The following is a 20,903-nucleotide window of genomic DNA, read 5'->3' as shown; positions in this document are numbered from 1 at the left end:
ATTGGCCTCACTGTTCTTGGACGGCGGTCAGGGACGGACGGGTATCCAGGCTCAGCAGCAGCCCCTTACCCCCCGCGACGGTCAGACGGTGGTCGGCCGTCATCGTGGCGGCACGCAGATAAACCGGCTCGCTGGGTGTCGCCATGGCCTGCCAGCGATTGCCGACCAGGCGCAGTACGCTGCTGTGATCGCCGATGGCGAACAGACCATCGGCGTTGGCGCTGAAGGAGAAAATCGGGGCACTGACCGGAGCCTCCTGGCGCTCCCATGTCTGCCCACCATCGGCGGTGTGGTAGATGAAACCGTTGAGGCCGCCGACCCAGCCTTCGCTGAGGCTGCGGAAATGGCTGGCATGGGGATAGAACTCGTCCGGCAGGCTGCCGGCCGGATCCCAGTTCTGGCCACCGTCGGTGCTGGTGAAAACCAGCCCGAACTCGCCAGTCACCACGGCCTGCTTCTGGTTTAGGAACTGCAGAGTCGTCAGCATCGCGTCTTCGTCAAGGCTGCTCTGCGCCCAGGTCGCACCTTGGTCGCGGCTGCTCAACAGCGTGCTGTAGCTGCCGGCTACCCACCAGGCGCCATCGGGCGCACAGGCAGTGGTAAGCATCTGCTCCTCGGTCTGCAGGGCATGTTCACGCCAGCTCTGGCCGCGGTCCGCGCTGTGCCACAGTCGGTTGTCGAAGCTCAGGGCAATGAAGCTGCCGTCGGAGCAGGCATCGAGAGCGATCAGGCTGGGATGTCCGGGCAGCTGCTGGCGCTGCCAGTTGCGGCCTTGATCCTGGCTGACCAAGATCACGCCATCGTTACCGACCAGCACACTGGTCCCGGCGTCGCTGGCGAGCGCCTGGTAATAATCGGTGCGTAGGCTGGCCTGGGAGGTTGTTGCGGTAACCCCCGCCAGGTTCAGATCGGCCTCACAGCCAGCCAGCAGAACGGGCAACAGCAGGGCAACGGTGGAACGAGGCACGCGAGTCAAGGCATTCGCGCAGGTCAGGCCCTTGCGCGGGTTAGAGATGAAGCTCATTACGGATCACCACTCGATTGTTATTGTCTTGCAGCGGTTGATGACCCTGGAGCAACGCCTGTGCCAGTCCTCGATATCCGGCCGAGGCTTGATCTTAACCCAATGATTTAGTTGGAATTCTTATATGAGTACGTGCACTCCGTGACCGTCCAGCAGCCATACTTCTTCGAAGCGGGGTTCAGCAAATAGTCAAAACCGACGAGGGGTTGCTCATTTGGTGAAATGCCGTTTGCGGTAAGGCATCCTGCAACGCGAACGTGGCCGAACAGTGCCCTCCTCAACGAACGACACGGGGGGGCCATCGACACTATTTCCGGAGCTGCAGCGAGTTATCCGCCGGTTCGGATCGATCCAGAGCGGCACCTGTGGAGTCCGTCGTGGTAACAAGGGCGAGATGCCTATGACAAACACTAATGAACAACAAGCAAAGGAAGATAAGATCTTGCTGCACGGCAATGCACACAGGCGCAGAAAAAATTTCGAAGGCCGCAGCCTCTTTTCGCCAGAACTCACCTACCCTCCGAAACCCCCGAGCTGAAGGGAAGCACCTGGCCAGCCCTGACCGCTCAGCTCTCGACGCCGGTTTTCCTCAGCCGATAGGCCAGTGCCGGGCGACTGAGACCGAGCAGACGCGCGGCGCCCGAGACATTTCCGTTGGCCTGCCGCATGGCTTCCTGCATCAAACTCTGCTCGATTTCGTCAAGGCTCAGGCCGCTGCTTAGCAATTGACTTACCCAGTTGCCGCGACCACTGCTCGGTGAAACCAATACTCCGTCCGACGATACCCGTGCGCTATCGATCGAGTGCTCCTGGGGCGGTCGGGTAAACAGGGCGGGTACGCTGATACTTTCGTTCGGATCGGTAAGGATGATGCCGCGCTCGATGATGTTTTCGAGCTCACGGATGTTGCCCGGCCAGCTGTAATGCAGGCAGGCCTCGAGCGCGCGGTCCGACAGGCCGAGGGTTATCTTGCCGTATTCCTCGTGAAAGCGCTGGATGAAATGTTCCGCCAGTAGCGGGATGTCCTCGCGACGTTCACGAAGCGCGGGGATCGCTACCGGAAAGACATTCAGCCGGTAGTACAGGTCGGCGCGAAAACGTCCGGCCTTGACCGCCTCGGCCAGATCTTCGTGAGTCGCCGCGATGACCCGTACGTCGATCGTGCGCGTACGGTTGTCCCCCACCCGCTCCAGCTCGCCTTCCTGCAGGACGCGCAGCAGGCTGGCCTGGGCGCGCGGGCTGAGTTCGACCACTTCGTCGAGGAAGATGGTGCCTTTGTCGGCCCGCTCGAAGCGGCCCATGCGCGACTGGGTGGCGCCGGTAAACGCGCCTTTTTCAACGCCAAACAGTTCCGATTCGATCAGATCGGGCGGGATCGCCGCGCAGTTCACCGCGACGAAGGGCTCGGCGGCGCGCTTGCTGCGCAGATGCACGCTGCGCGCGATGACTTCCTTGCCGACGCCGGTTTCGCCGAGCAATAGCACCGAAACCTTACTCTGCGCAGCCTTCTCCATCATGTTGCGCACGGTCTGGTAGGCAGGCGTCTGACCGATGCCATAGTACTGGCCTGCCTGCTTGTCGAGGTTGGTGCGTAGAGAAACCAGTTGCGACTGCAGATCGTAGAGCTCCTCGATGATCGGGTCGCTCTGGAAATAAACCTTGAAGGCGCTGGTGTCGCCCCATTCCTCTGCGGTCTTGCCGATGATGCGGCACTTGTCGTCGCCACGGCCGCGGCAGCTGACCTCCTGGAAGATGATCTCGCGCCCCATGAACGCCGAGCTGTAGCTGCAGGCGTAGCCAATGAGCGTCCAACAGGCCGGTTGATCCATCAGGCCCAGCTCGGTCTGGCAGATTTCCACTTCGAAGGAGTCGATCCACTCCACCTCGCAGTAAAACCTTCCGCTCGCCATGTCGATGTCCACCTCGATTGGACGCACCTTGACCATGCCCTTGAGCGAGTGCAATTGAGGCCCAGCGAGGAACATCTCGTATTCGGTGGCATTCGGCCGCAGCTTGCGCGCCAGCTCGGCGTCCTTCAGCCCGGACTGGTAACCCATGCGCAGGAAAAAGCCCTTGGCTCGCTCGGTACCCAGCGTATTGACCATCTCCCGGCGAAAATTGGCCATCGCCGATATCTGCAACAGCAGCATGCGCTGCTCTCCCAGCCAGATCTTGCCTTCGGTGCTCTGGAAATGGATGAGATTGGTGAGGTCGTTGAAATCCGTGTACCGCAGTTGAGGTTTGTATTGGATCGACATGAGCTTCCAAGTCCCCTGATTTATTGTTGTAGGGGGCCGCTGACACGACGTTGAAACGACAGTGCAATTCGCACATTCAACGAGCGGATCGGGCGGCTTTTTCACCGCATGGGCGCAAAGCTAGTCAACCATATTCGCTTTGTTCGGCAGAAGAAAGGTGACCATATGATGTATTTCCGGGTCCCCCGGTCGTGCTGCGCGACACCCTGCGCAGCGGCTGTAAGCATTTGCTCAAGTATTGAAATTTATTTGATCAAATGCTGAAAAAGAACCAGATCCAGCCTCCCTTCCCCTCCTTCATCCCGCCCCATTCATAGACGAAAAATCCTTTAAATACAAAGATCTAAGAGGTGTATCCCTGGCTTGGCATATGCGTTGCTTTAGCCCCTGTGCCCGCAACCTGCCAGGAGCCAGCTTCGATGACAGAGCCAGACATTCCCTTCGATCAGCTGCCCCGCTTTGTCCGGGTGCGCAGTGAGCCCGACGCCAGGTTCGTCGAGTTCGATTTCGCCATTGGTCATCCGGAGCTGTTCGTCGAGCTGGTGATGCCATGCGCAGCCTTCGCCACGTTCTGCCAGCGCCAGCGCGTCGTGCAGATGGACGCGGCAATGTGCCGGGCGGTGGATGAGGACGCGGCCAAATGGCGCTACGGCGATATCGGCCGACGCGAGACGCACGGTTGAGAGTGAGTACGAGCGACAGCCGAATACATAACAAGAAGGTACGGTTGAAATGAGCGTAGAGATCAAGACGAATACGGCGGAAACCCTCCGCCATACCTACGGCAATTTGCAGCGTCGTTTCGGCGACAAGCCGGCCAGCCGTTATCAGGAAGCCAGCTACGACATCGAAGCGACCACCAACTTTCATTATCGGCCGCTGTGGGACCCGCAGCGCCAGCTCAACGATCCCACCCGCACGGCGATCCGCATGACCGACTGGCATGCGGTCACCGACCCGCGCCAGTACTTCTATGGCGCCTATGTGCAAAGCCGGGCGCGGATGCAGGAAACCACCGAGCATGCCTACGGCTTCTGCGAGAAGCGCGGCTTGATGAACCGGCTGCCCGAGGCGTTGCAGCACAAGATCCTGCGTTGCCTGGTGCCGCTGCGGCACGCCGAGATGGGCGCCAACATGAACAACAGCAGCATTGCCGGCGACTGCATCGCCGGCACCATGACCCAGTTGCATATCTACCAGGCCATGGATCGTCTGGGCATCGGCCAGTACCTGTCGCGCATCGGCCTGCTACTTGGCGAGGGCGGTGGTGCAGCGCTGGATCAGGCCAAGGCGTACTGGATGGACGACCCGATCTGGCAGGGCCTGCGCCGTTACGTCGAAGACAGCCTGGTGATCAAGGACTGGTTCGAGCTGACGCTGGCGCAGAACCTGCTGCTCGACGGCCTGACCTACCCGCTGATGTACCAGCACCTCGACCGGCAGCTCGGGGAAGAGGGCGCCGGCAACTTGTCGATGCTGACCGAATTCATGCGCGATTGGTACGCCGAGAGTACCCGCTGGGTCGACGCCATGCTCAAGGTGGTGCTGGCTGAAAGCGACGAGAACCGCGCGCAGGTTCAGGCCTGGGTGGATGTATGGGAACCGCGTGCCTACGAGGCCTTGCTGCAGCTGGCCGAAGTGGCCACCGGCCGCGACGCCCTCGACGAAGTGCGTACCGCGCTGGCCGCACGCCTGCACAAGTCGGGGTTGCGCAGCCCGGGAGTAGCGCTATGAAACAGCTCGCTTTCATCGTGTTCCAGGACAACGACAACGCCCGCTACCTGGTGGACGCCATCACCGAAGACAACCCCCGTGCCGAGGTCCAGTACCAGCCCGCGATGATCCGCATCCAGGCCGAGAAGCGCCTGGAAATCCGCCGCGAGACGGTGGAGGAAAAGATCGGCCGCGAGTGGGACGTCCAGGAGATGCTGATCGACGTAATCAGCATCGGCGGCAACGTGACAGAAGACGACGACAGCTTCGTCCTCGAGTGGAAGAACTAGGAGGCAGACCATGACAATGCAGAAGAAAAAGCTTGGCCTGAAAGACAAGTACCGCTATCTGACCCGTGACATGGCCTGGGAGCCGAGCTACCAGAAGAAAGCCGACATCTTCCCTCACGAGGACTTCGAGGGCATCAAGATCACGGACTGGGACAAGTGGGAAGATCCGTTCCGCCTGACCATGGATGCCTACTGGAAGTACCAGGCCGAAAAGGAGAAGAAGCTCTACGCGATCTTCGACGCCTTTGCCCAGAACAATGGCCATCAGAACATCTCAGATGCACGCTACGTCAACGCCTTGAAACTGTTCCTCACCGGTGTGTCACCGCTGGAATACGGCGCCTTCCAGGGCTACTCGCGGGCTGGCCGGCAGTTCAGCGGCGCCGGAGCACGGGTCGCCTGTCAGATGCAGGCAATCGACGAACTGCGTCACGTGCAGACGCAGATCCATGCGATGAGTCACTACAACAAGCACTTCAACGGCCTGCATGATTTCGCCCACATGCACGACCGGGTGTGGTTCCTCTCGGTGCCCAAGTCGTTCTTCGATGACGCGCGCTCGGCGGGGCCGTTCGAGTTCCTCACCGCCATCTCGTTCTCCTTCGAGTACGTGCTGACCAACCTGCTGTTCGTGCCGTTCATGTCCGGCGCTGCCTACAACGGCGACATGGCCACGGTCACCTTCGGCTTTTCGGCGCAGTCGGACGAAGCGCGACATATGACCCTCGGCCTGGAAGTGATCAAGTTCATGCTCGAGCAGCACGAGGACAACGTGCCGATCATCCAGCGCTGGATCGACAAGTGGTTCTGGCGTGGTTACCGCCTGCTCAGCCTGGTCGGCATGATGATGGACTACATGCTGCCGAACAAAGTGATGTCCTGGGCCGAAGCCTGGGAGGTCTACTACGAGCAGAACGGCGGCGCGCTGTTCAAGGACCTGGAGCGCTATGGCATCCGTCCGCCGAAGTACCAGGAGCAGGCCAATATCGGCAAGCAGCACATCACCCACCAGATCTGGGCGACCTTCTACCAGTACAGCCACGCCACCAACTTCCACACCTGGATTCCCAGCGAAGACGAGCAGCAATGGCTGGCGGAAAAATACCCGGACACCTTCGACAAATACTACCGCCCACGTTTCGACCATTGGCAAGAGCAGCATGCCAACGGCCAGCGCTTCTACAACTCCATCCTGCCGCAGCTGTGCCAGGTGTGCCAGGTTCCGGCCCTGTTCACCGAGCCGGACGACCCGACCCAGCTCAGCCACCGGCAGATCGTGCATGAAGGCGAGCGTTATCACTTCTGCTCGGATGGCTGCTGCGACATCTTCCAGAACGAGCCGGAGAAATACATCCAGGCCTGGCTACCGGTGCACCAGATCTACCAGGGCAACTGCGGCGGGGGGGACGTGCAAACCGTGGTGGAGAAGTACTACCACCTGAAAAACGGCCAGGACAACCTCGAGTACGTCGGCTCGCCCGAATACCTGCGCTGGCTGGCCTGGAAGAAACTCGCCACGCCGCAAGCCCCCGCCGGCACCGGGGACAGGCGCGACGCTGCCTGACGCGTCACCCCGGTCGGGGTGGCGCCGCCACCCCGACCGCCCCTATTCCAAGAACAAGAGGGTCAGTTCATGTCTGTTAACGCCATCGGCGAATACCGCGCCACGCCTCGCGACCTGCAAGCCAATTTCAATGGCATGCAGATGCTCTACGTCCATTGGGAAAAGCATCTGATCTTCTGCTCGCCCTTTGCTTTCCTCGTCGCCCCGGCGATGACCTTCGCCGCGTTCGTCGAGCAGTTGCTCAGCGATGCGATAAAGGCCCACCCGGACAGCGCCAGGGTCGATTTCAACGAAGCTGTCTGGACCCTCAACGGCGAGCGCTTCGTACCGGATTACGCCGCCAGCCTGGAGGCCAACGGTATCGACCACAAAAGCATGCTGCGCCTGAACACCCCAGGGTTGAATGGCGTCCAGGGTTCGTGCAGCTGAGGGGTGTGCCATGACATACAACGTCACCATCGAACCCACCGGCGAAGTGATCGAAGTAGAGGAAGGCCAGACCATCCTGCAGGCCGCGCTGCGCCAGGGCGTATGGTTGCCGTTCGCCTGTGGCCACGGCACCTGCGCCACCTGCAAGGTGCAGGTGCTCGAAGGCGAAGTGGATATCGGCGCGGCCTCGCCGTTCGCCCTGATGGACATCGAGCGCGACGAGCGCAAGATTCTGGCCTGTTGCGCCCTGCCCCAGTCCGACATGGTGATCGAGGCCGATATCGAGGCCGACCCGGATTTCCTCGGCCACCCGGTGGAAGACTACCGTGGCGCGGTCACCGCCCTGGTCGATCTCTCGCCGACGATCAAGGGCCTGCATATCAAACTGGACCGGCCGATGGCCTTCCAGGCCGGGCAGTACATCAACCTGTCGCTGCCCGGCATCGACGGCACCCGCGCCTTTTCCCTGGCCAACCCGCCGAGCAAGGCCGATGAAGTCGAGCTGCATGTTCGCCTGGTCGAAGGCGGGGTCGGCACCGGCTTCATTCATAAGCAACTGAAGGTCGGCAACTCGGTGGAGCTGTCCGGCCCCTATGGGCAGTTCTTCGTCCGCGACTCCCAGGCCGGCAACCTGATCTTCATCGCCGGTGGCTCCGGCCTGTCCAGCCCGCAGTCGATGATCCTCGATCTGCTGGCGCGCGGCGATACCCGGCAGATCACCCTGTTCCAGGGCGCCCGCAACCGTGCCGAGCTATACAACCGCGAGTTGTTCGAGACGCTGGCCGCACAGTACCCGCAGTTCAACTACGTGCCGGCACTGAATCAGGCCAATGACGATCCGCAATGGCAGGGCTTCAAGGGCTTCGTGCATGACGCGGCCAAGGCGCACTTCGACGGCCGTTTCAGTGGCCAGAAGGCCTATCTCTGTGGCCCGCCACCGATGATCGACGCAGCCATCACCACCCTCATGCAGGGACGGCTGTTCGAGCGGGACATCTTCATGGAGCGCTTCTTCACCGCCGCCGATGGTGCCGGTGAGAGCACCCGTTCAGCGTTGTTCAAGCGCATCTGAGGTGAGCATGAACAGTGCCGGCTACGAGGTGTGCGAAGTGCTAAGCGGTCAGTCATTCCGCTGCGCGGAGGGCCAGTCGGTGTTGCAGGCGATGGAGGCCCAGGGCAAGCGTTGCGTGCCGGTGGGCTGCCGTGGCGGCGGTTGCGGGCTGTGCAAGGTGCGGGTGTTGGGCGGCGATTACCGCCGCGGTCGCATGAGCTGCCATCACGTGCCGCCCGAGTTGGCGAGCCAGGGCCTGGCGCTGGCATGCCAGGTATTTCCGCAATCCGATCTGAGCATCGAATGCCTTCGCCGAAATGGCGAAGGCGACAAAAACAACAAGATGAAACAAGAGGTGCCGTCATGAAAAAAGGCGTTATGCGACCCGGCCACATCCAGCTGCGCGTACTCAATCTAGAGAGTGCCCTGGCCCATTACCGCGACCTGCTCGGCCTGATCGAAGTGGACCGTGATGACTTCGGGCGCGTCTACCTGAAGGCCTGGACCGAAGTGGACAAGTTCTCCCTGGTACTGCGTGAAGCCGACGAGCCGGGCATGGATTTCATGGGTTTCAAGGTGATCGACGACGAGTGCCTGGTCCGTCTGACCCAGGACCTGATCGACTACGGCTGCCTGATCGAGACCATTCCCGCCGGAGAACTCAGGGGCTGCGGGCGTCGCGTGCGCTTCCAGGCGCCGTCCGGACACTTCTTCGAGCTGTATGCCGACAAGCAATACACCGGCAAGTGGGGCGTGGAGGAAATCAACCCTGAAGCCTGGCCGCGCAATCTCCAGGGCATGCGCGCGGTGCGTTTCGACCACGCCCTCATGTACGGCGACGAATTGCCGGCGACCCACGACCTGTTCACCAAAGTGCTCGGCTTCTATCTGGCCGAACAGGTGCTGGACGAGGATGGCACGCGCGTCGCCCAGTTCCTCAGCCTGTCGACCAAGGCCCACGACGTGGCCTTCATTCATCATCCCGAGAAGGGTCGCTTCCATCACGTCTCCTTCTACCTCGAAACCTGGGAAGACGTGCTGCGCGCCGCCGACCTGATCTCCATGACCGACACCTCCATCGATATCGGTCCGACCCGCCACGGCCTCACCCACGGCAAGACCATCTACTTCTTCGATCCTTCCGGAAACCGCAACGAGGTGTTCTGCGGCGGCGATTACAACTACCAGGATCACAAGCCGGTGACCTGGATGGCCAAGGACCTGGGCAAGGCGATTTTCTATCACGACCGCGTGCTCAACGAACGCTTCCTCACGGTGCTCACCTGAAGGCCGGCCCGAATTTACATAGAGATTGCACACATGCAAGAAATCAAGCATTTCATTAACGGCGAGTACGTCGGCTCGGCCAGCGGCAAGCGGTTCGACAACGTCAACCCGGCCAACGGCCAGGTGATCGCCAGGGTCCATGAAGCCGGCGAGGCCGAGGTCGACGCGGCGGTCAGGGCGGCACGCGATGCGCTGAAGGGCCCCTGGGGCCGGATGACCCTGGCCGAGCGCAGCGAGATCCTGCATCGCGTCGCCGACGGCATCAATGCGCGCTTCGACGAGTTCCTCGAGGCCGAGTGCCTGGACACCGGCAAGCCGAAGTCGCTGGCCAGCCATATCGATATCCCGCGCGGCGCAGCGAACTTCAAGGTGTTCGCCGACCTGATCAGGAACGTGCCGACCGAGGCCTTCGAGATGGCCACCCCGGACGGCAGCGGGGCGATCAACTACGCGGTGCGCCGGCCCAAGGGCGTGATCGGTGTGATCAGCCCGTGGAACCTGCCGCTCTTGCTGATGACCTGGAAGGTCGGTCCGGCGCTGGCCTGCGGCAATACCGTGGTGGTCAAGCCGTCCGAGGAAACCCCCAGTACCACCGCACTGCTCGGCGAGGTGATGAACGCCGCCGGGGTGCCGCCGGGCGTCTACAACGTGGTGCACGGTTTCGGCGGCGACTCGGCCGGCGCCTTCCTCACCGCCCACCCGGACGTCGATGGCATCACCTTCACCGGGGAAACCGGCACCGGGGAGCTGATCATGCGCGCCGCGGCCAAGGGCGTGCGCCAGGTGTCGCTGGAACTGGGCGGCAAGAACGCCGGCATCGTGTTCGCCGACTGCGACCTGGACAAGGCCATCGAAGGCACCCTGCGCTCGGCCTTCGCCAACTGCGGCCAGGTCTGCCTGGGCACCGAGAGGGTCTACGTCGAGCGGCCGATCTTCGACGAATTCGTCGCCCGCCTGAAGGCCGGCGCCGAAGCGCTGAAGATCGGCGAGCCGAACGACCCGGAGGCCAACTTCGGCTCGCTGGTCAGCCACAAGCACCGCGAGAAGGTCCTTTCCTACTACCAGAGGGCCCGGGACGAAGGTGCCACCCTCGTCACCGGTGGCGGTGTGCCCGAGATGCCGGCGCACCTGGCCGGCGGCGCCTGGGTGCAGCCGACCATCTGGACCGGCCTGCCAGACGATTCGCCGGTGGTCACCGAGGAAATCTTCGGCCCCTGCTGCCACATCCGCCCGTTCGACAGCGAGGCAGAAGCCATCGAACTGGCCAACAGCCTGCCTTACGGCCTGGCCTCGGCGATCTGGACCGAGAGCGCCTCGCGGGCGCACCGCGTCGCCGGGCAGATCGAGGCTGGGATCGTCTGGGTGAACAGCTGGTTCCTGCGCGACCTGCGCACCGCCTTCGGTGGCGCCAAGCAGTCGGGTATCGGCCGCGAAGGCGGGGTGCACTCGCTGGAGTTCTACACCGAGCTGAAGAACATCTGCGTGAAACTCTGAGGACCTGACCATGAACGCACCGCAGCAAGGCCCTGAAATCGGTCGCGAAATTCTCGCCGCCGGCTACCGCACCAACCTGCATGATCAGGGCGAAGGCTTCCCGGTCCTGCTGATCCACGGCTCCGGGCCGGGCGTCACCGCCTGGGCCAACTGGCGTCTGGTGATACCCGAGCTGGCCAGGCAGCGCCGGGTGATCGCGCCGGACATGCTCGGCTTCGGCTATAGCGAGCGCCCGGCCGACGGCCAGTACCACCAGCAGCGCTGGGTCGAGCATGCCATCGGCGTGCTGGATGCGCTGGGTATCGCCCAGGCCGATATCGTCGGCAACTCCTTCGGTGGCGGCCTGGCCCTGGCGCTGGCCATCCAACATCCCGAGCGGGTGCGGCGGCTGGTGCTGATGGGCAGCGTCGGAGTGAGTTTTCCAATCACGCCGGGGCTGGATGCCGTCTGGGGCTACGAGCCGTCCTTCGCCAACATGCGCCGGCTGATGGATGTTTTCGCCTACGACCGCAGCCTGGTCACCGACGAGCTGGCCGAGCTGCGTTACCAGGCCAGTATCCGCCCCGGCTTTCAGGAATCCTTCGCCCAGATGTTCCCCGCCCCGCGCCAGCGCTGGGTCGACGGGCTGGCCAGCGACGAAGCGGACATCCGCGCCTTGCCCCACGAAACACTGGTGATCCATGGCCGCGAGGACCAGGTGATTCCGCTGGCGGCCTCGCTGACCCTGGCCGAATGGATCGCCTGCGCCCAGTTGCACGTATTCGGCCAGTGCGGCCACTGGACCCAGATCGAACACGCCGAGCGTTTCGCCCGCCTGGTCGAGAACTTCCTCGCCGAGGCCGACGCCCTCCATTGCTGAGAGAGACCAATATGGACAAGACATTGATCAACGAGCTCGGCGACGAGCTCTACCAGGCGATGGTCCAGCGCGAGACCGTCACGCCGCTGACCAGCCGTGGCTTCGACATCAGCGTCGATGACGCCTACCACATTTCCCTGCGCATGCTGGAACGGCGCTTGGCCGCCGGCGAGCGGGTGATCGGCAAGAAGATCGGCGTCACCAGCAAGGCCGTGCAGAACATGCTCGGCGTGCACCAGCCGGACTTCGGCTACCTCACCGACAGCATGGTCTACAACAGCGGCGAAGCCATGCCGATCAGCGAACGGCTGATCCAGCCACGGGCCGAAGGCGAGATCGCCTTCATCCTCAAGAAGGACCTGATGGGCCCCGGCGTCACCAATGCCGACGTGCTGGCCGCCACCGAATGCGTGATCCCCTGCTTCGAGGTGGTCGATTCGCGCATCCAGGACTGGCAGATCAAGATCCAGGACACCGTGGCGGACAACGCCTCCTGCGGCCTGTTCGTGCTCGGTGACCAGGCCGTGTCGCCGCGCCAGGTCGATCTGGTCACCTGCGGCATGCTGGTGGAAAAGAACGGCCAGCTGCTCTCGACCGGTGCCGGCGCCGCGGCGCTCGGCTCGCCGGTCAACTGCGTGGCCTGGCTGGCCAACACCCTCGGCCGGTTCGGCATCGGCCTGAAGGCCGGCGAGGTGATCCTGTCCGGCTCGCTGGTTCCGCTGGAGCCGGTCAAGGCAGGCGATTTCATGCGCGTCGAGATCGGCGGCATCGGCAGCGCCAGCGTGCGCTTCATCTGATCGAGGACAGCCTGATGAGCAAGAAACTCAAAGTAGCGATCATCGGCCCGGGCAATATCGGTACGGATCTGATGATCAAGGTGATGCGCAACGCAGAGCACCTGGAAATGGGCGCGATGGTCGGCATCGACCCGGCCTCCGACGGCCTGGCCCGCGCCCAGCGCATGTGCGTGGCGACCACCCACCAAGGTGTCGAAGGGTTGATCAACCTGCCCGAATTCGCCGACATCGATTTCGTCTTCGATGCCACCAGCGCCTCTGCCCACGTACGGAACGATGCCTTGCTGCGTCGTGCCAAACCCGGCATCCGCCTGATCGACCTGACCCCGGCTGCCATCGGCCCCTACTGCGTGCCAGTGGTGAATCTGGAAGAGCACCTCGCCAAGCTCAACGTCAACATGGTCACCTGCGGTGGCCAGGCCACCATCCCGATGGTGGCCGCGGTGTCGCGCGTGGCCAAGGTGCATTACGCCGAGATCGTCGCCTCCATCGCCAGCAAATCCGCCGGCCCCGGCACCCGCGCCAACATCGACGAGTTCACCGAGACCACCAGCAAGGCCATCGAAGTGATCGGCGGCGCCGCCAAGGGCAAGGCGATCATCATCATGAACCCGGCCGAGCCGCCGCTGATCATGCGTGACACGGTGTTCGTGCTGTCCGAGGCCGTCGACCAGGCACAGGTCGAGGCCAGCATCGAGGAGATGGCCAGCGCCGTGCAGGCCTACGTGCCGGGCTACCGCCTCAAGCAGAAGGTGCAGTTCGACGTGATTCCCGCATCCGCGCCGCTGCATATCCCTGGCCTCGGCACATTCAGTGGCCTGAAGACCTCGATCTACCTCGAAGTCGAAGGTGCCGCCCACTACTTGCCGGCCTACGCCGGCAACCTCGACATCATGACCTCCGCCGCGCTGGCTACCGCCGAACGCATGGCGCAGTCGCTGCTGAACGCCTGAGGACCGAGCCATGACCTTCAACCCCGGCAAGAAACTCTATATCTCCGACGTGACCCTGCGCGACGGCAGCCATGCGATCCGCCACCAGTATTCGATCCAGAACGTCCAGGACATTGCCCGCGCGCTGGACAAGGCCCGCGTCGACTCCATCGAGGTGACCCACGGCGATGGCCTGCAGGGTTCCAGCTTCAACTACGGTTTCGGTGCGCACAGCGACCTGGAGTGGATCGAGGCCGCCGCCGATGTGATCCAGCACGCCCGGATCACCGTGCTGCTGCTACCCGGCATCGGCACCGTGCATGACCTGAAAGCCGCCTATGACGCCGGCGCCCGCTCGGTGCGCGTGGCCACCCACTGCACCGAGGCGGATGTCTCGCGGCAGCACATCGAGTATGCCCGTGAACTGGGCATGGACACCGTCGGCTTCCTGATGATGAGCCACATGATCCCTGCCGAGCAGCTGGCGGCGCAGGGCAAGCTGATGGAAAGCTACGGCGCACAGTGCATCTACATGGCCGATTCCGGCGGCGCGATGAACATGAACGACATCCGCGACCGCATGCGCGCCTTCAAGGCGGCGCTGAATCCGCAGACCCAAACCGGCATGCATGCGCATCACAACCTCAGTCTCGGCGTGGCCAACTCCATCATCGCGGTGGAGGAGGGCTGCGATCGCATCGACGCCTCGCTGGCCGGCATGGGCGCCGGCGCCGGCAACGCGCCGCTGGAAGTATTCATCGCGGCGGCCGAGCGCATGGGCTGGAACCACGGCACCGACCTGTACGCCCTGATGGACGCCGCCGACGATATCGTCCGGCCGTTGCAGGACCGTCCGGTGAGGGTCGATCGCGAGACCCTCGGCCTGGGTTATGCCGGGGTCTACTCCAGCTTCCTGCGCCACGCCGAGGTGGCGGCCGCGAAGTATGGACTGAAGACGCTCGACATCCTCGTAGAACTGGGCAGGCGCCGCATGGTCGGCGGCCAGGAAGACATGATCGTCGACGTCGCGCTCGACCTGCTGGCAACTCGCAAGGAGCAACACGCATGAACCGTACATTGACCCGCGAACAGGTGCTGGCCTTGGCCGAGCACGTGGAAAACGCCGAGCTGCAGGCCCACGACATCCACAAGGTCACCAACGACTATCCGCAGATGACCTTCGCCGACGCCTACGACATCCAGTGGGAAATCCGCCGGCGCAAGGAGGCGCGCGGCAACCGGATCGTCGGCCTGAAGATGGGCCTGACCTCCTGGGCGAAGATGGCGCAGATGGGCGTGGAAACGCCCATCTATGGCTTCCTGGCCGACTACTTCAGCGTGCCGGACGGCGGCACCGTGGATTGCTCGAAGCTGATCCACCCGAAGATCGAGGCGGAAATCTCGGTGGTCACCAAGGCGCCGCTGACAGGCCCGGGCTGCCATATCGGCGACGTCATCGCGGCGGTCGACTACGTGATCCCGACCGTCGAGGTGATCGATTCACGCTACGAGAACTTCAAGTTCGACCTGATCAGCGTGGTGGCGGACAACGCTTCCTCGACGCGCTTCATCACCGGCGGCCGCATGGCCAGCCTCGAGGAGGTCGACCTGCGCACCCTCGGCGTGGTGATGGAGAAGAACGGCGAGGTGGTGGAGCTCGGCGCCGGTGCCGCGGTGCTCGGTCATCCCCTGTCCAGCGTGGCGATGCTGGCGAATCTGCTGGCCGAGCGCGGCGAGCATATCCCGGCTGGCACCTTCATCATGACCGGCGGCATCACCGCCGCCGTGGCGGTGGCGCCGGGCGACAACATCTGCGTGCGCTACCAGGGGCTGGGCAGCGTGTCCGCCCGTTTCGTCTGACCTGCGGCCGGCTCCGGCCGGCCTTTTCTCAAGGAAGTCCGATATGCCCATTGCCCAGATCCACATTCTTGAAGGCCGCAGCGACGCGCAGAAGGAAACCCTCATCCGCGAGGTCAGCGAGGCGATCTCGCGCTCGTTGGACGCACCGCTGGCCAGCGTGCGGGTGATCATCAGCGAGATGCCCAAGGCTCACTTCGGCATCGGCGGCGAACCGGCCAGCAAGGTCAAGCCATGAATCTCCAGTTCGTCGAGCCCGACCTGCACTGGCAGGCCGCCCAGCGCGCCGCCGAGGCCGCCATGGCCCATGCCTGCGCGCTGGACATCCGCATCCATGTCGCGGTGGTCGACCGCGCCGGGCGCACTCTCGCGTATCTGCGTATGAACGGCGCCTTCCTGCATTCCGAAGGCATCGCCGTGGACAAGGCTTACACCGCCGCCAGCTTCGGCTTTCCCACCCGCGACTGGCTGGAGGTGCTCGGCGAGAACCCGCGGCTGCGTATCGGCCTGCCGTCGCGCGAACGGCTGGTCGTGTTCGGCGGCGGCTTGCCGATCCTGCTCGATGGCCGCTGCCTGGGCGGCATCGGCGTCTCCGGCGGTTCCGAGGAGCAGGACGAGGCCTGCGCCAAGGCAGGCCTGGAGGCTCTTGACGCCGCAGCACCGGGGGGCTAAAGCGGAACGCCGCCCGGCCCACCCTACGCCTCTCCTCACCGCACCGTAGGGTGGGCTTTAGCCCACCAAGCCCGGCCCTGTCGGTGGGCTGAAGCCCACCCTACTTCAGATAAGCCGCTGCCTACTTGTCCCGATCGATATTGAACGGCGACCAGGCCTGGCGCGTCGGCATCACTTCCAGGCGGTTGATGTTGATGTGATCCGGCAGGGTGGCGACGTAGTAGATCTGCTCGGCGATGTCCTCGGCGGTCAGCGGCGTGGTGCCGCGGTACAGTCGGTCGCTTGCGGCCTGATCGCCCTTGGTGCGGACCAGGGTGAACTCGGTCTCGGCCATGCCCGGGGCGATGTCGGTGACGCGCACGCCGGTGCCCAGCAGGTCGCAGCGCAGGTTGTAGCCGAACTGTTCGACGAAGGCCTTGGTCGCGCCGTAGACGTGGCCACCCGGATAGGGCCAGTGCCCGGCCACCGAGCCGATGTTGACGATGCTGGCGCCCTTGCCGGTCTCGATCAGGGTCGGCAGCAGCGCATGGGTGACGTTGACCAGGCCGGTGATGTTGGTGTCGATCATGGTGTGCCAGTCGGCGAGATCGACCTGCTGCGCCGGCTGCGGGGCCAGCGCCAGGCCGGCGTTGTTGACCAGGCAGTCGATCTGGCGGAACGCGGCGGGCAACTGCGCGACCGCCTCCTGCACCGCGCCGGCGTGGCGCACGTCGAGGGTGGCGACGTGCACCGGCACCTTGGCCGACAGTTCGCCCTTCAACGCTTCCAGGCGCTCGCTGCGCCGGCCGGTGAGCACCAGCGCCCAGCCGGCCTCGGCGAAGCGACGGGCGGTGGCGCGGCCGAAGCCGGAGGTGGCGCCGGTGATGAATACGATCTTCTGTTTCATGCTCTTCCTCTTCTCTGAAATGCCTGACCGTCGTGTAGGCGACGCGGCATAAGGCGCTGTGACGGCGTCCAGCTTAGGGGCCCTGGCCGCCGGGGCAAAGCGCTTCGTGCGCTTATCGCCCAGGACCGTCCGCGCCGCCGGTGAAAGCTTCACTGAATCGTCATCGCAACTTCATCGACGCTTCGCCGGACTGCAATAGTCGCTGACTACCTTCTCGTCTAGACAAGTTGGCCGACTCCCCCGGCCGCACAGACGAGAGGGCAAGACGATGAATGCGGCTATTCGAGTCGAGCGACTGAACAAGACCTTCGCCGGCAAGCAGGCGCTGTTCGACCTGGGGCTGGCGGTGCAGCCGGGCGAGATGGTGGCGCTGATCGGCGCGTCCGGCTCCGGCAAGTCCACCCTGTTGCGCCATCTGGCCGGGCTGGCCTGCTGCGACCGCGCCGCCGGCGGACGCATCGAGGTGCTCGGCCGCGAAGTACAGGCCACCGGCCGCCTGCACGGCGAGGTGCGTCGTCTGCGCGCCGACATCGGCTATATCTTCCAGCAGTTCAACCTGGTCACCCGCCTCAGCGTACTGGACAACGTGCTGCTCGGCTTTCTCGGCCGCATGCCGCGCTGGCGCGGCTCGCTGGGCATGTTCAGCGACGCGCAGAAGTGCCAGGCCATGGCTGCGCTGGAGCGCGTCGGCCTGGCCGAGCGCGCCGCGCAGCGTGCCTCGACCCTCTCCGGCGGCCAGCAGCAGCGGGTGGCGATCGCCCGTGCGCTGACCCAGCAGGCTGAGGTGATCCTCGCCGACGAACCGATCGCCTCGCTCGACCCGGAGTCGGCACGCAAGGTCATGGAAATCCTCGCCGACATCAACCGCCAGGACGGCAAGACCGTGGTGGTGACTCTGCATCAGGTCGACTACGCCCTGCGCTACTGCTCGCGCGTGGTGGCGCTCAAGGGCGGCCGCATCCATTACGACGGGCCCTCTGCAGCGCTCAGCGACCGCTTGCTCAACGACCTCTACGGCGCCGATCTGGACGCCAGCCTGCTGTTCTCCGACCGCGCCCGCGCCGCCGAGCCGCGGACGTTGCAGCTGGTCAACGGCTGAGCCGCCGGCAACGCCCCGCCAACCAACGCCACACCTTCAGGAGTGACCTCCATGTTGAAATCCATCAGCCGCGCCGTCGCCGCCTCCACGCTGCTGGCCGGCGCCCTGCTCGGCACCGCCCAGGCCGCCGAGACCCTCACCTTCGGCATCATTTCCACCGAGTCGTCGCAGAATCTGCGCAGCGTCTGGGAGCCCTTCCTGGCCGACATGAGCGAGCAGACCGGCTACCAGGTGAAGGCCTTCTTCGCCCCCGATTACGCCGGGGTGATCCAGGGCATGCGTTTCGACAAGGTCGACCTGGCCTGGTACGGCAACAAGTCGGCGATGGAGGCGGTCGACCGCGCCAATGGCGAGGTCTTCGCCCAGACCGTCGCCGCCAACGGCAGCCCCGGCTACTACAGCCACCTGATCGTGCACAAGGACAGCGCCCTGAACTCGGTCGAGGACGTACTGAAGAACGCCAAGGACCTGACCTTCGCCAATGGCGACCCGAATTCCACCTCTGGCTACCTGGTGCCCGGCTACTACGTGTTCGCCAAGAACAAGGTCGATGCCGGCCGCATCTTCAAGCGCAGCCTCAACGGCAGCCACGAAGTGAACGCGCTGTCGGTAGCCAACCGGCAGGTCGACGTCGGCACCTTCAACAGCGAGGGCATGGAGCGCCTGCAGATCACCGCGCCGGACAAGGCCGCCCAGCTCAAGGTGATCTGGACCTCGCCGCTGATCCCCGCCGACCCACTGGTGTGGCGCAAGAGCCTGAGCGACGAGCAGAAGAACAGGCTGCGCGAGTTCTTCATGAGCTACGGCGCCAAGCCGGCCGAGAAGGAAATCCTCGCCGGTCTGCAGTGGGCACCGTTCCGCGCCTCGGACAACGACCAGCTGCTGCCGATTCGTCAGTTGGAACTGTTCAAGCAGCGCAGCGAAGTCGCCGCCGACGGCAAGCTCTCCGACAGCGAGCGCCAGGCCCGGCTGCAGGCGCTCGACCAGGAACTGGCCACGCTGGAACGGCGCATGGCCGAGCGCGAACAGAAGACCGCCGGCGCGTAGGGCGGTTGCAACCCGCCGCCCCCTGCATGGCAGCAGCGCCGTATCGGCGGGTTTTACCCGCCCTACATGAGTCCTCGTCGTCCACCGAGAAATTCACATGACCACACTGAGCACCACACCGCCGCTGGCGGGCAACGACAAGCGCAGCTGGCCGCGCCTGCTCGGCTGGGGCCTGTGCCTGGCCGTGCTGGCCTGGGCCTGGCAGGGCGCGGAGATGAATCCGCTGCTGCTGATCCGCGACAGTGCCAACATGGCGACCTTCGCCGCCGACTTCTTCCCGCCGGACTTCAGCAACTGGCAGCTGTATCTCAAGGAGATGGTCACCACGGTGCACATCGCCCTCTGGGGCACCCTGCTGGCGATCGTCTGCGCCATCCCGCTGGGGATTCTCAGCGCCGAGAACATCGTGCCCTGGTGGGTCTACCAGCCGGTGCGCCGGCTGATGGATGCCTGCCGCTCGATCAACGAGATGGTCTTCGCCATGCTCTTCGTCGTCGCCGTCGGTCTCGGCCCCTTCGCCGGCGTGCTGGCGCTGTGGATCAGCACCACCGGCGTGCTCGCCAAGCTGTTCGCCGAAGCGGTGGAAGCCATCGAACCCGGCCCGGTGGAAGGCGTGCGCGCCACCGGCGCCAGCGCGCTGCAGGAAGTCATCTTCGGGGTGATTCCACAGGTGCTGCCGCTGTGGATTTCCTACTCGCTGTACCGCTTCGAATCCAACGTGCGCTCGGCCACGGTGGTCGGCATGGTCGGCGCCGGCGGCATCGGCGTGATCCTCTGGGAAGCCATCCGCGGTTTCCAGTTCGGCCAGACCGCCGCCCTGCTGCTGATCATCATCGCCGTGGTGAGCCTGATCGACCTGCTCTCCCAGCGCCTGCGCAAGCTCTTCATCTGACGGAGTGAGGGCCTGCGCGGCTCTCGAAAAAAAAACCATGCAGTTGTCTAGACAACCCAGCGAACCGCTCTACCTCGAACTCGCCCAGGTGCTGCGGGGCGAATTGCACCACTACCGCAGCGGCGACTTCCTGCCCGGCGAGATGCAGCTGGCGCGGCGCTTCGCCGTCAACCGCCACACCCTGCGCCGCGCCGTCGACGAACTGGTGCAGGAAGGCCGCCTGCTGCGCCGCCAGGGCAAGGGCACCCAGGTGCTGCAACGCCCGCTGGTCTATCCGCTGCAGGCCGACAGCGCCTACAGCGACGCGCTGGCCGCCCTTGGCGTACGCACCGAGGCGCGGCTGCTGGAGCGCCGCCTGCTCAGCGCCAGCGCCGAGGAGGCACGCCACCTGGAATTGGCCGAAGGCACCACGCTGATCGAGCTGAGCACCCTGCGCCTGCTCGATGGCGAGCCGGTCAGCCTGATCCGCCACCGCTACTGCGCCAGCCATGCCGAACTGCTCGCCGACTACCAGGGCGGCTCGCTGCGCCGCTACCTCGGCGAACGCGGCCTGCCGCTGACCCGCCGCTTCAGCCTGATCGGCGCGCGCCTGGCCGATCGCGACGAGGCCGCACGGCTGCTGATGCCGCTGCGCATGCCGCTGCTGTCGGTGTTCACCCTGTCCTGCGACGCCGCCGGGCGACCGCTGGAGATCGCCCTCTCGGCCAGCCGTTCCGACCGCTTCCAGTACCAGGTCGCCACCTGATGGAGAA

The 20,903-nt window shown here is 64.3% G+C and carries 23 protein-coding genes; 20 read left to right on the top strand and 3 right to left on the bottom strand.

Annotated features, from left to right (window positions below; all coding sequences use genetic code 11):
- Positions 1–7: 7 nt before the first annotated feature.
- Both IN820_RS08225 and IN820_RS08220 read right to left on the bottom strand, forming a co-directional pair.
- Positions 8–1,024, bottom strand: coding sequence for a WD40/YVTN/BNR-like repeat-containing protein (locus IN820_RS08225; protein WP_193680511.1), 1,017 nt, complete (start codon positions 1,022–1,024; stop codon positions 8–10).
- Positions 1,025–1,590: 566 nt separating this feature from the next.
- Positions 1,591–3,282 carry a sigma-54-dependent Fis family transcriptional regulator gene (locus IN820_RS08220; RefSeq protein ID WP_193680510.1) on the bottom strand — a complete coding sequence of 564 codons (1,692 nt, stop codon included), beginning with the start codon at positions 3,280–3,282 and terminating at the stop codon, positions 1,591–1,593.
- 419 nt (positions 3,283–3,701) lie between these two features.
- Between IN820_RS08220 and IN820_RS08215 the strand changes: the two genes are divergently transcribed.
- The 16 genes from IN820_RS08215 (at position 3,702) to IN820_RS08140 (ending at position 16,227) form a co-directional block, all read left to right on the top strand.
- Complete coding sequence (locus IN820_RS08215; protein ID WP_193680509.1) at positions 3,702–3,965, top strand: phenol hydroxylase subunit; 264 nt, start codon at positions 3,702–3,704, stop codon at positions 3,963–3,965.
- 49 nt (positions 3,966–4,014) lie between these two features.
- A complete protein-coding gene (locus IN820_RS08210; protein ID WP_193680508.1) occupies positions 4,015–5,016 on the top strand; it encodes an aromatic/alkene monooxygenase hydroxylase subunit beta in 1,002 nt (333 codons plus the stop codon).
- A complete protein-coding gene (locus IN820_RS08205; protein ID WP_042925804.1) occupies positions 5,013–5,285 on the top strand; it encodes an MmoB/DmpM family protein in 273 nt (90 codons plus the stop codon). The genes IN820_RS08210 and IN820_RS08205 overlap by 4 nt, the downstream gene beginning before the upstream one ends.
- Before the next feature lie 10 nt (positions 5,286–5,295).
- The gene (locus IN820_RS08200; protein WP_408005218.1) at positions 5,296–6,849 is read left to right on the top strand and encodes an aromatic/alkene/methane monooxygenase hydroxylase/oxygenase subunit alpha; all 1,554 of its coding nucleotides are present in this window, start codon (positions 5,296–5,298) and stop codon (positions 6,847–6,849) included.
- A 69-nt stretch (positions 6,850–6,918) separates the two neighbouring features.
- Positions 6,919–7,278, top strand: a complete 360-nt coding sequence (locus tag IN820_RS08195) for a phenol hydroxylase subunit P4 (RefSeq protein ID WP_193680507.1) — start codon at positions 6,919–6,921, stop codon at positions 7,276–7,278.
- Between the two features lie 10 nt (positions 7,279–7,288).
- Positions 7,289–8,350 carry a phenol 2-monooxygenase reductase component DmpP gene (dmpP, locus tag IN820_RS08190; protein WP_193680506.1) on the top strand — a complete coding sequence of 354 codons (1,062 nt, stop codon included), beginning with the start codon at positions 7,289–7,291 and terminating at the stop codon, positions 8,348–8,350.
- 7 nt (positions 8,351–8,357) lie between these two features.
- Positions 8,358–8,696, top strand: a complete 339-nt coding sequence (locus tag IN820_RS08185; RefSeq protein ID WP_193680505.1) for a 2Fe-2S iron-sulfur cluster binding domain-containing protein — start codon at positions 8,358–8,360, stop codon at positions 8,694–8,696.
- Positions 8,693–9,616, top strand: a complete 924-nt coding sequence (locus tag IN820_RS08180) for a catechol 2,3-dioxygenase (protein ID WP_193680504.1) — start codon at positions 8,693–8,695, stop codon at positions 9,614–9,616. Before IN820_RS08185 ends, IN820_RS08180 begins: the two co-directional genes overlap by 4 nt.
- Before the next feature lie 33 nt (positions 9,617–9,649).
- Positions 9,650–11,110 carry a 2-hydroxymuconic semialdehyde dehydrogenase gene (locus IN820_RS08175; RefSeq protein WP_193680503.1) on the top strand — a complete coding sequence of 487 codons (1,461 nt, stop codon included), beginning with the start codon at positions 9,650–9,652 and terminating at the stop codon, positions 11,108–11,110.
- A 10-nt stretch (positions 11,111–11,120) separates the two neighbouring features.
- The gene (locus IN820_RS08170) at positions 11,121–11,969 is read left to right on the top strand and encodes an alpha/beta fold hydrolase (protein ID WP_193680502.1); all 849 of its coding nucleotides are present in this window, start codon (positions 11,121–11,123) and stop codon (positions 11,967–11,969) included.
- A gap of 11 nt (positions 11,970–11,980) precedes the next feature.
- A complete protein-coding gene (gene dmpE / locus IN820_RS08165; protein ID WP_193680501.1) occupies positions 11,981–12,766 on the top strand; it encodes a 2-oxopent-4-enoate hydratase in 786 nt (261 codons plus the stop codon).
- A 14-nt stretch (positions 12,767–12,780) separates the two neighbouring features.
- Positions 12,781–13,719, top strand: coding sequence for an acetaldehyde dehydrogenase (acetylating) (locus IN820_RS08160; RefSeq protein ID WP_193680500.1), 939 nt, complete (start codon positions 12,781–12,783; stop codon positions 13,717–13,719).
- A gap of 10 nt (positions 13,720–13,729) precedes the next feature.
- Positions 13,730–14,767 carry a 4-hydroxy-2-oxovalerate aldolase gene (gene dmpG, locus IN820_RS08155; protein ID WP_193680499.1) on the top strand — a complete coding sequence of 346 codons (1,038 nt, stop codon included), beginning with the start codon at positions 13,730–13,732 and terminating at the stop codon, positions 14,765–14,767.
- Positions 14,764–15,558, top strand: a complete 795-nt coding sequence (dmpH, locus tag IN820_RS08150) for a 2-oxo-3-hexenedioate decarboxylase (protein ID WP_104098728.1) — start codon at positions 14,764–14,766, stop codon at positions 15,556–15,558. The genes dmpG and dmpH overlap by 4 nt, the downstream gene beginning before the upstream one ends.
- Before the next feature lies 1 nt (position 15,559).
- A complete protein-coding gene (locus IN820_RS08145) occupies positions 15,560–15,793 on the top strand; it encodes a 2-hydroxymuconate tautomerase (protein ID WP_268939442.1) in 234 nt (77 codons plus the stop codon).
- Complete coding sequence (locus tag IN820_RS08140; protein WP_104098726.1) at positions 15,790–16,227, top strand: GlcG/HbpS family heme-binding protein; 438 nt, start codon at positions 15,790–15,792, stop codon at positions 16,225–16,227. The genes IN820_RS08145 and IN820_RS08140 overlap by 4 nt, the downstream gene beginning before the upstream one ends.
- Positions 16,228–16,348: 121 nt before the next feature.
- Here the strand turns inward: IN820_RS08140 and IN820_RS08135 are convergent, their stop codons facing one another.
- Positions 16,349–17,113, bottom strand: coding sequence for an SDR family oxidoreductase (locus tag IN820_RS08135; protein WP_193680498.1), 765 nt, complete (start codon positions 17,111–17,113; stop codon positions 16,349–16,351).
- Positions 17,114–17,381: 268 nt separating this feature from the next.
- On the opposite strand from IN820_RS08135, the gene phnC reads away from it, so the two are divergent.
- The 4 genes from phnC (at position 17,382) to phnF (ending at position 20,896) form a co-directional block, all read left to right on the top strand.
- On the top strand, positions 17,382–18,212 hold the full coding sequence (gene phnC / locus IN820_RS08130; RefSeq protein ID WP_193680497.1) for a phosphonate ABC transporter ATP-binding protein: 831 nt from the start codon (positions 17,382–17,384) through the stop codon (positions 18,210–18,212).
- Between the two features lie 51 nt (positions 18,213–18,263).
- On the top strand, positions 18,264–19,259 hold the full coding sequence (phnD, locus tag IN820_RS08125) for a phosphonate ABC transporter substrate-binding protein (protein ID WP_193680496.1): 996 nt from the start codon (positions 18,264–18,266) through the stop codon (positions 19,257–19,259).
- A 97-nt stretch (positions 19,260–19,356) separates the two neighbouring features.
- Entirely contained in the window at positions 19,357–20,151 is a 795-nt protein-coding gene (phnE, locus tag IN820_RS08120) for a phosphonate ABC transporter, permease protein PhnE (RefSeq protein WP_193680495.1), read from the top strand.
- A gap of 37 nt (positions 20,152–20,188) precedes the next feature.
- Positions 20,189–20,896, top strand: coding sequence for a phosphonate metabolism transcriptional regulator PhnF (gene phnF / locus IN820_RS08115; protein WP_193680494.1), 708 nt, complete (start codon positions 20,189–20,191; stop codon positions 20,894–20,896).
- Positions 20,897–20,903 lie beyond the last annotated feature (7 nt).

This window comes from Pseudomonas lopnurensis (genome assembly GCF_015070855.1).
Classification (GTDB): domain Bacteria; phylum Pseudomonadota; class Gammaproteobacteria; order Pseudomonadales; family Pseudomonadaceae; genus Stutzerimonas; species Stutzerimonas lopnurensis.
Note: the sequence above shows the minus strand (reverse complement) of the source record. Positions and strands in the feature narration are given on the sequence as shown.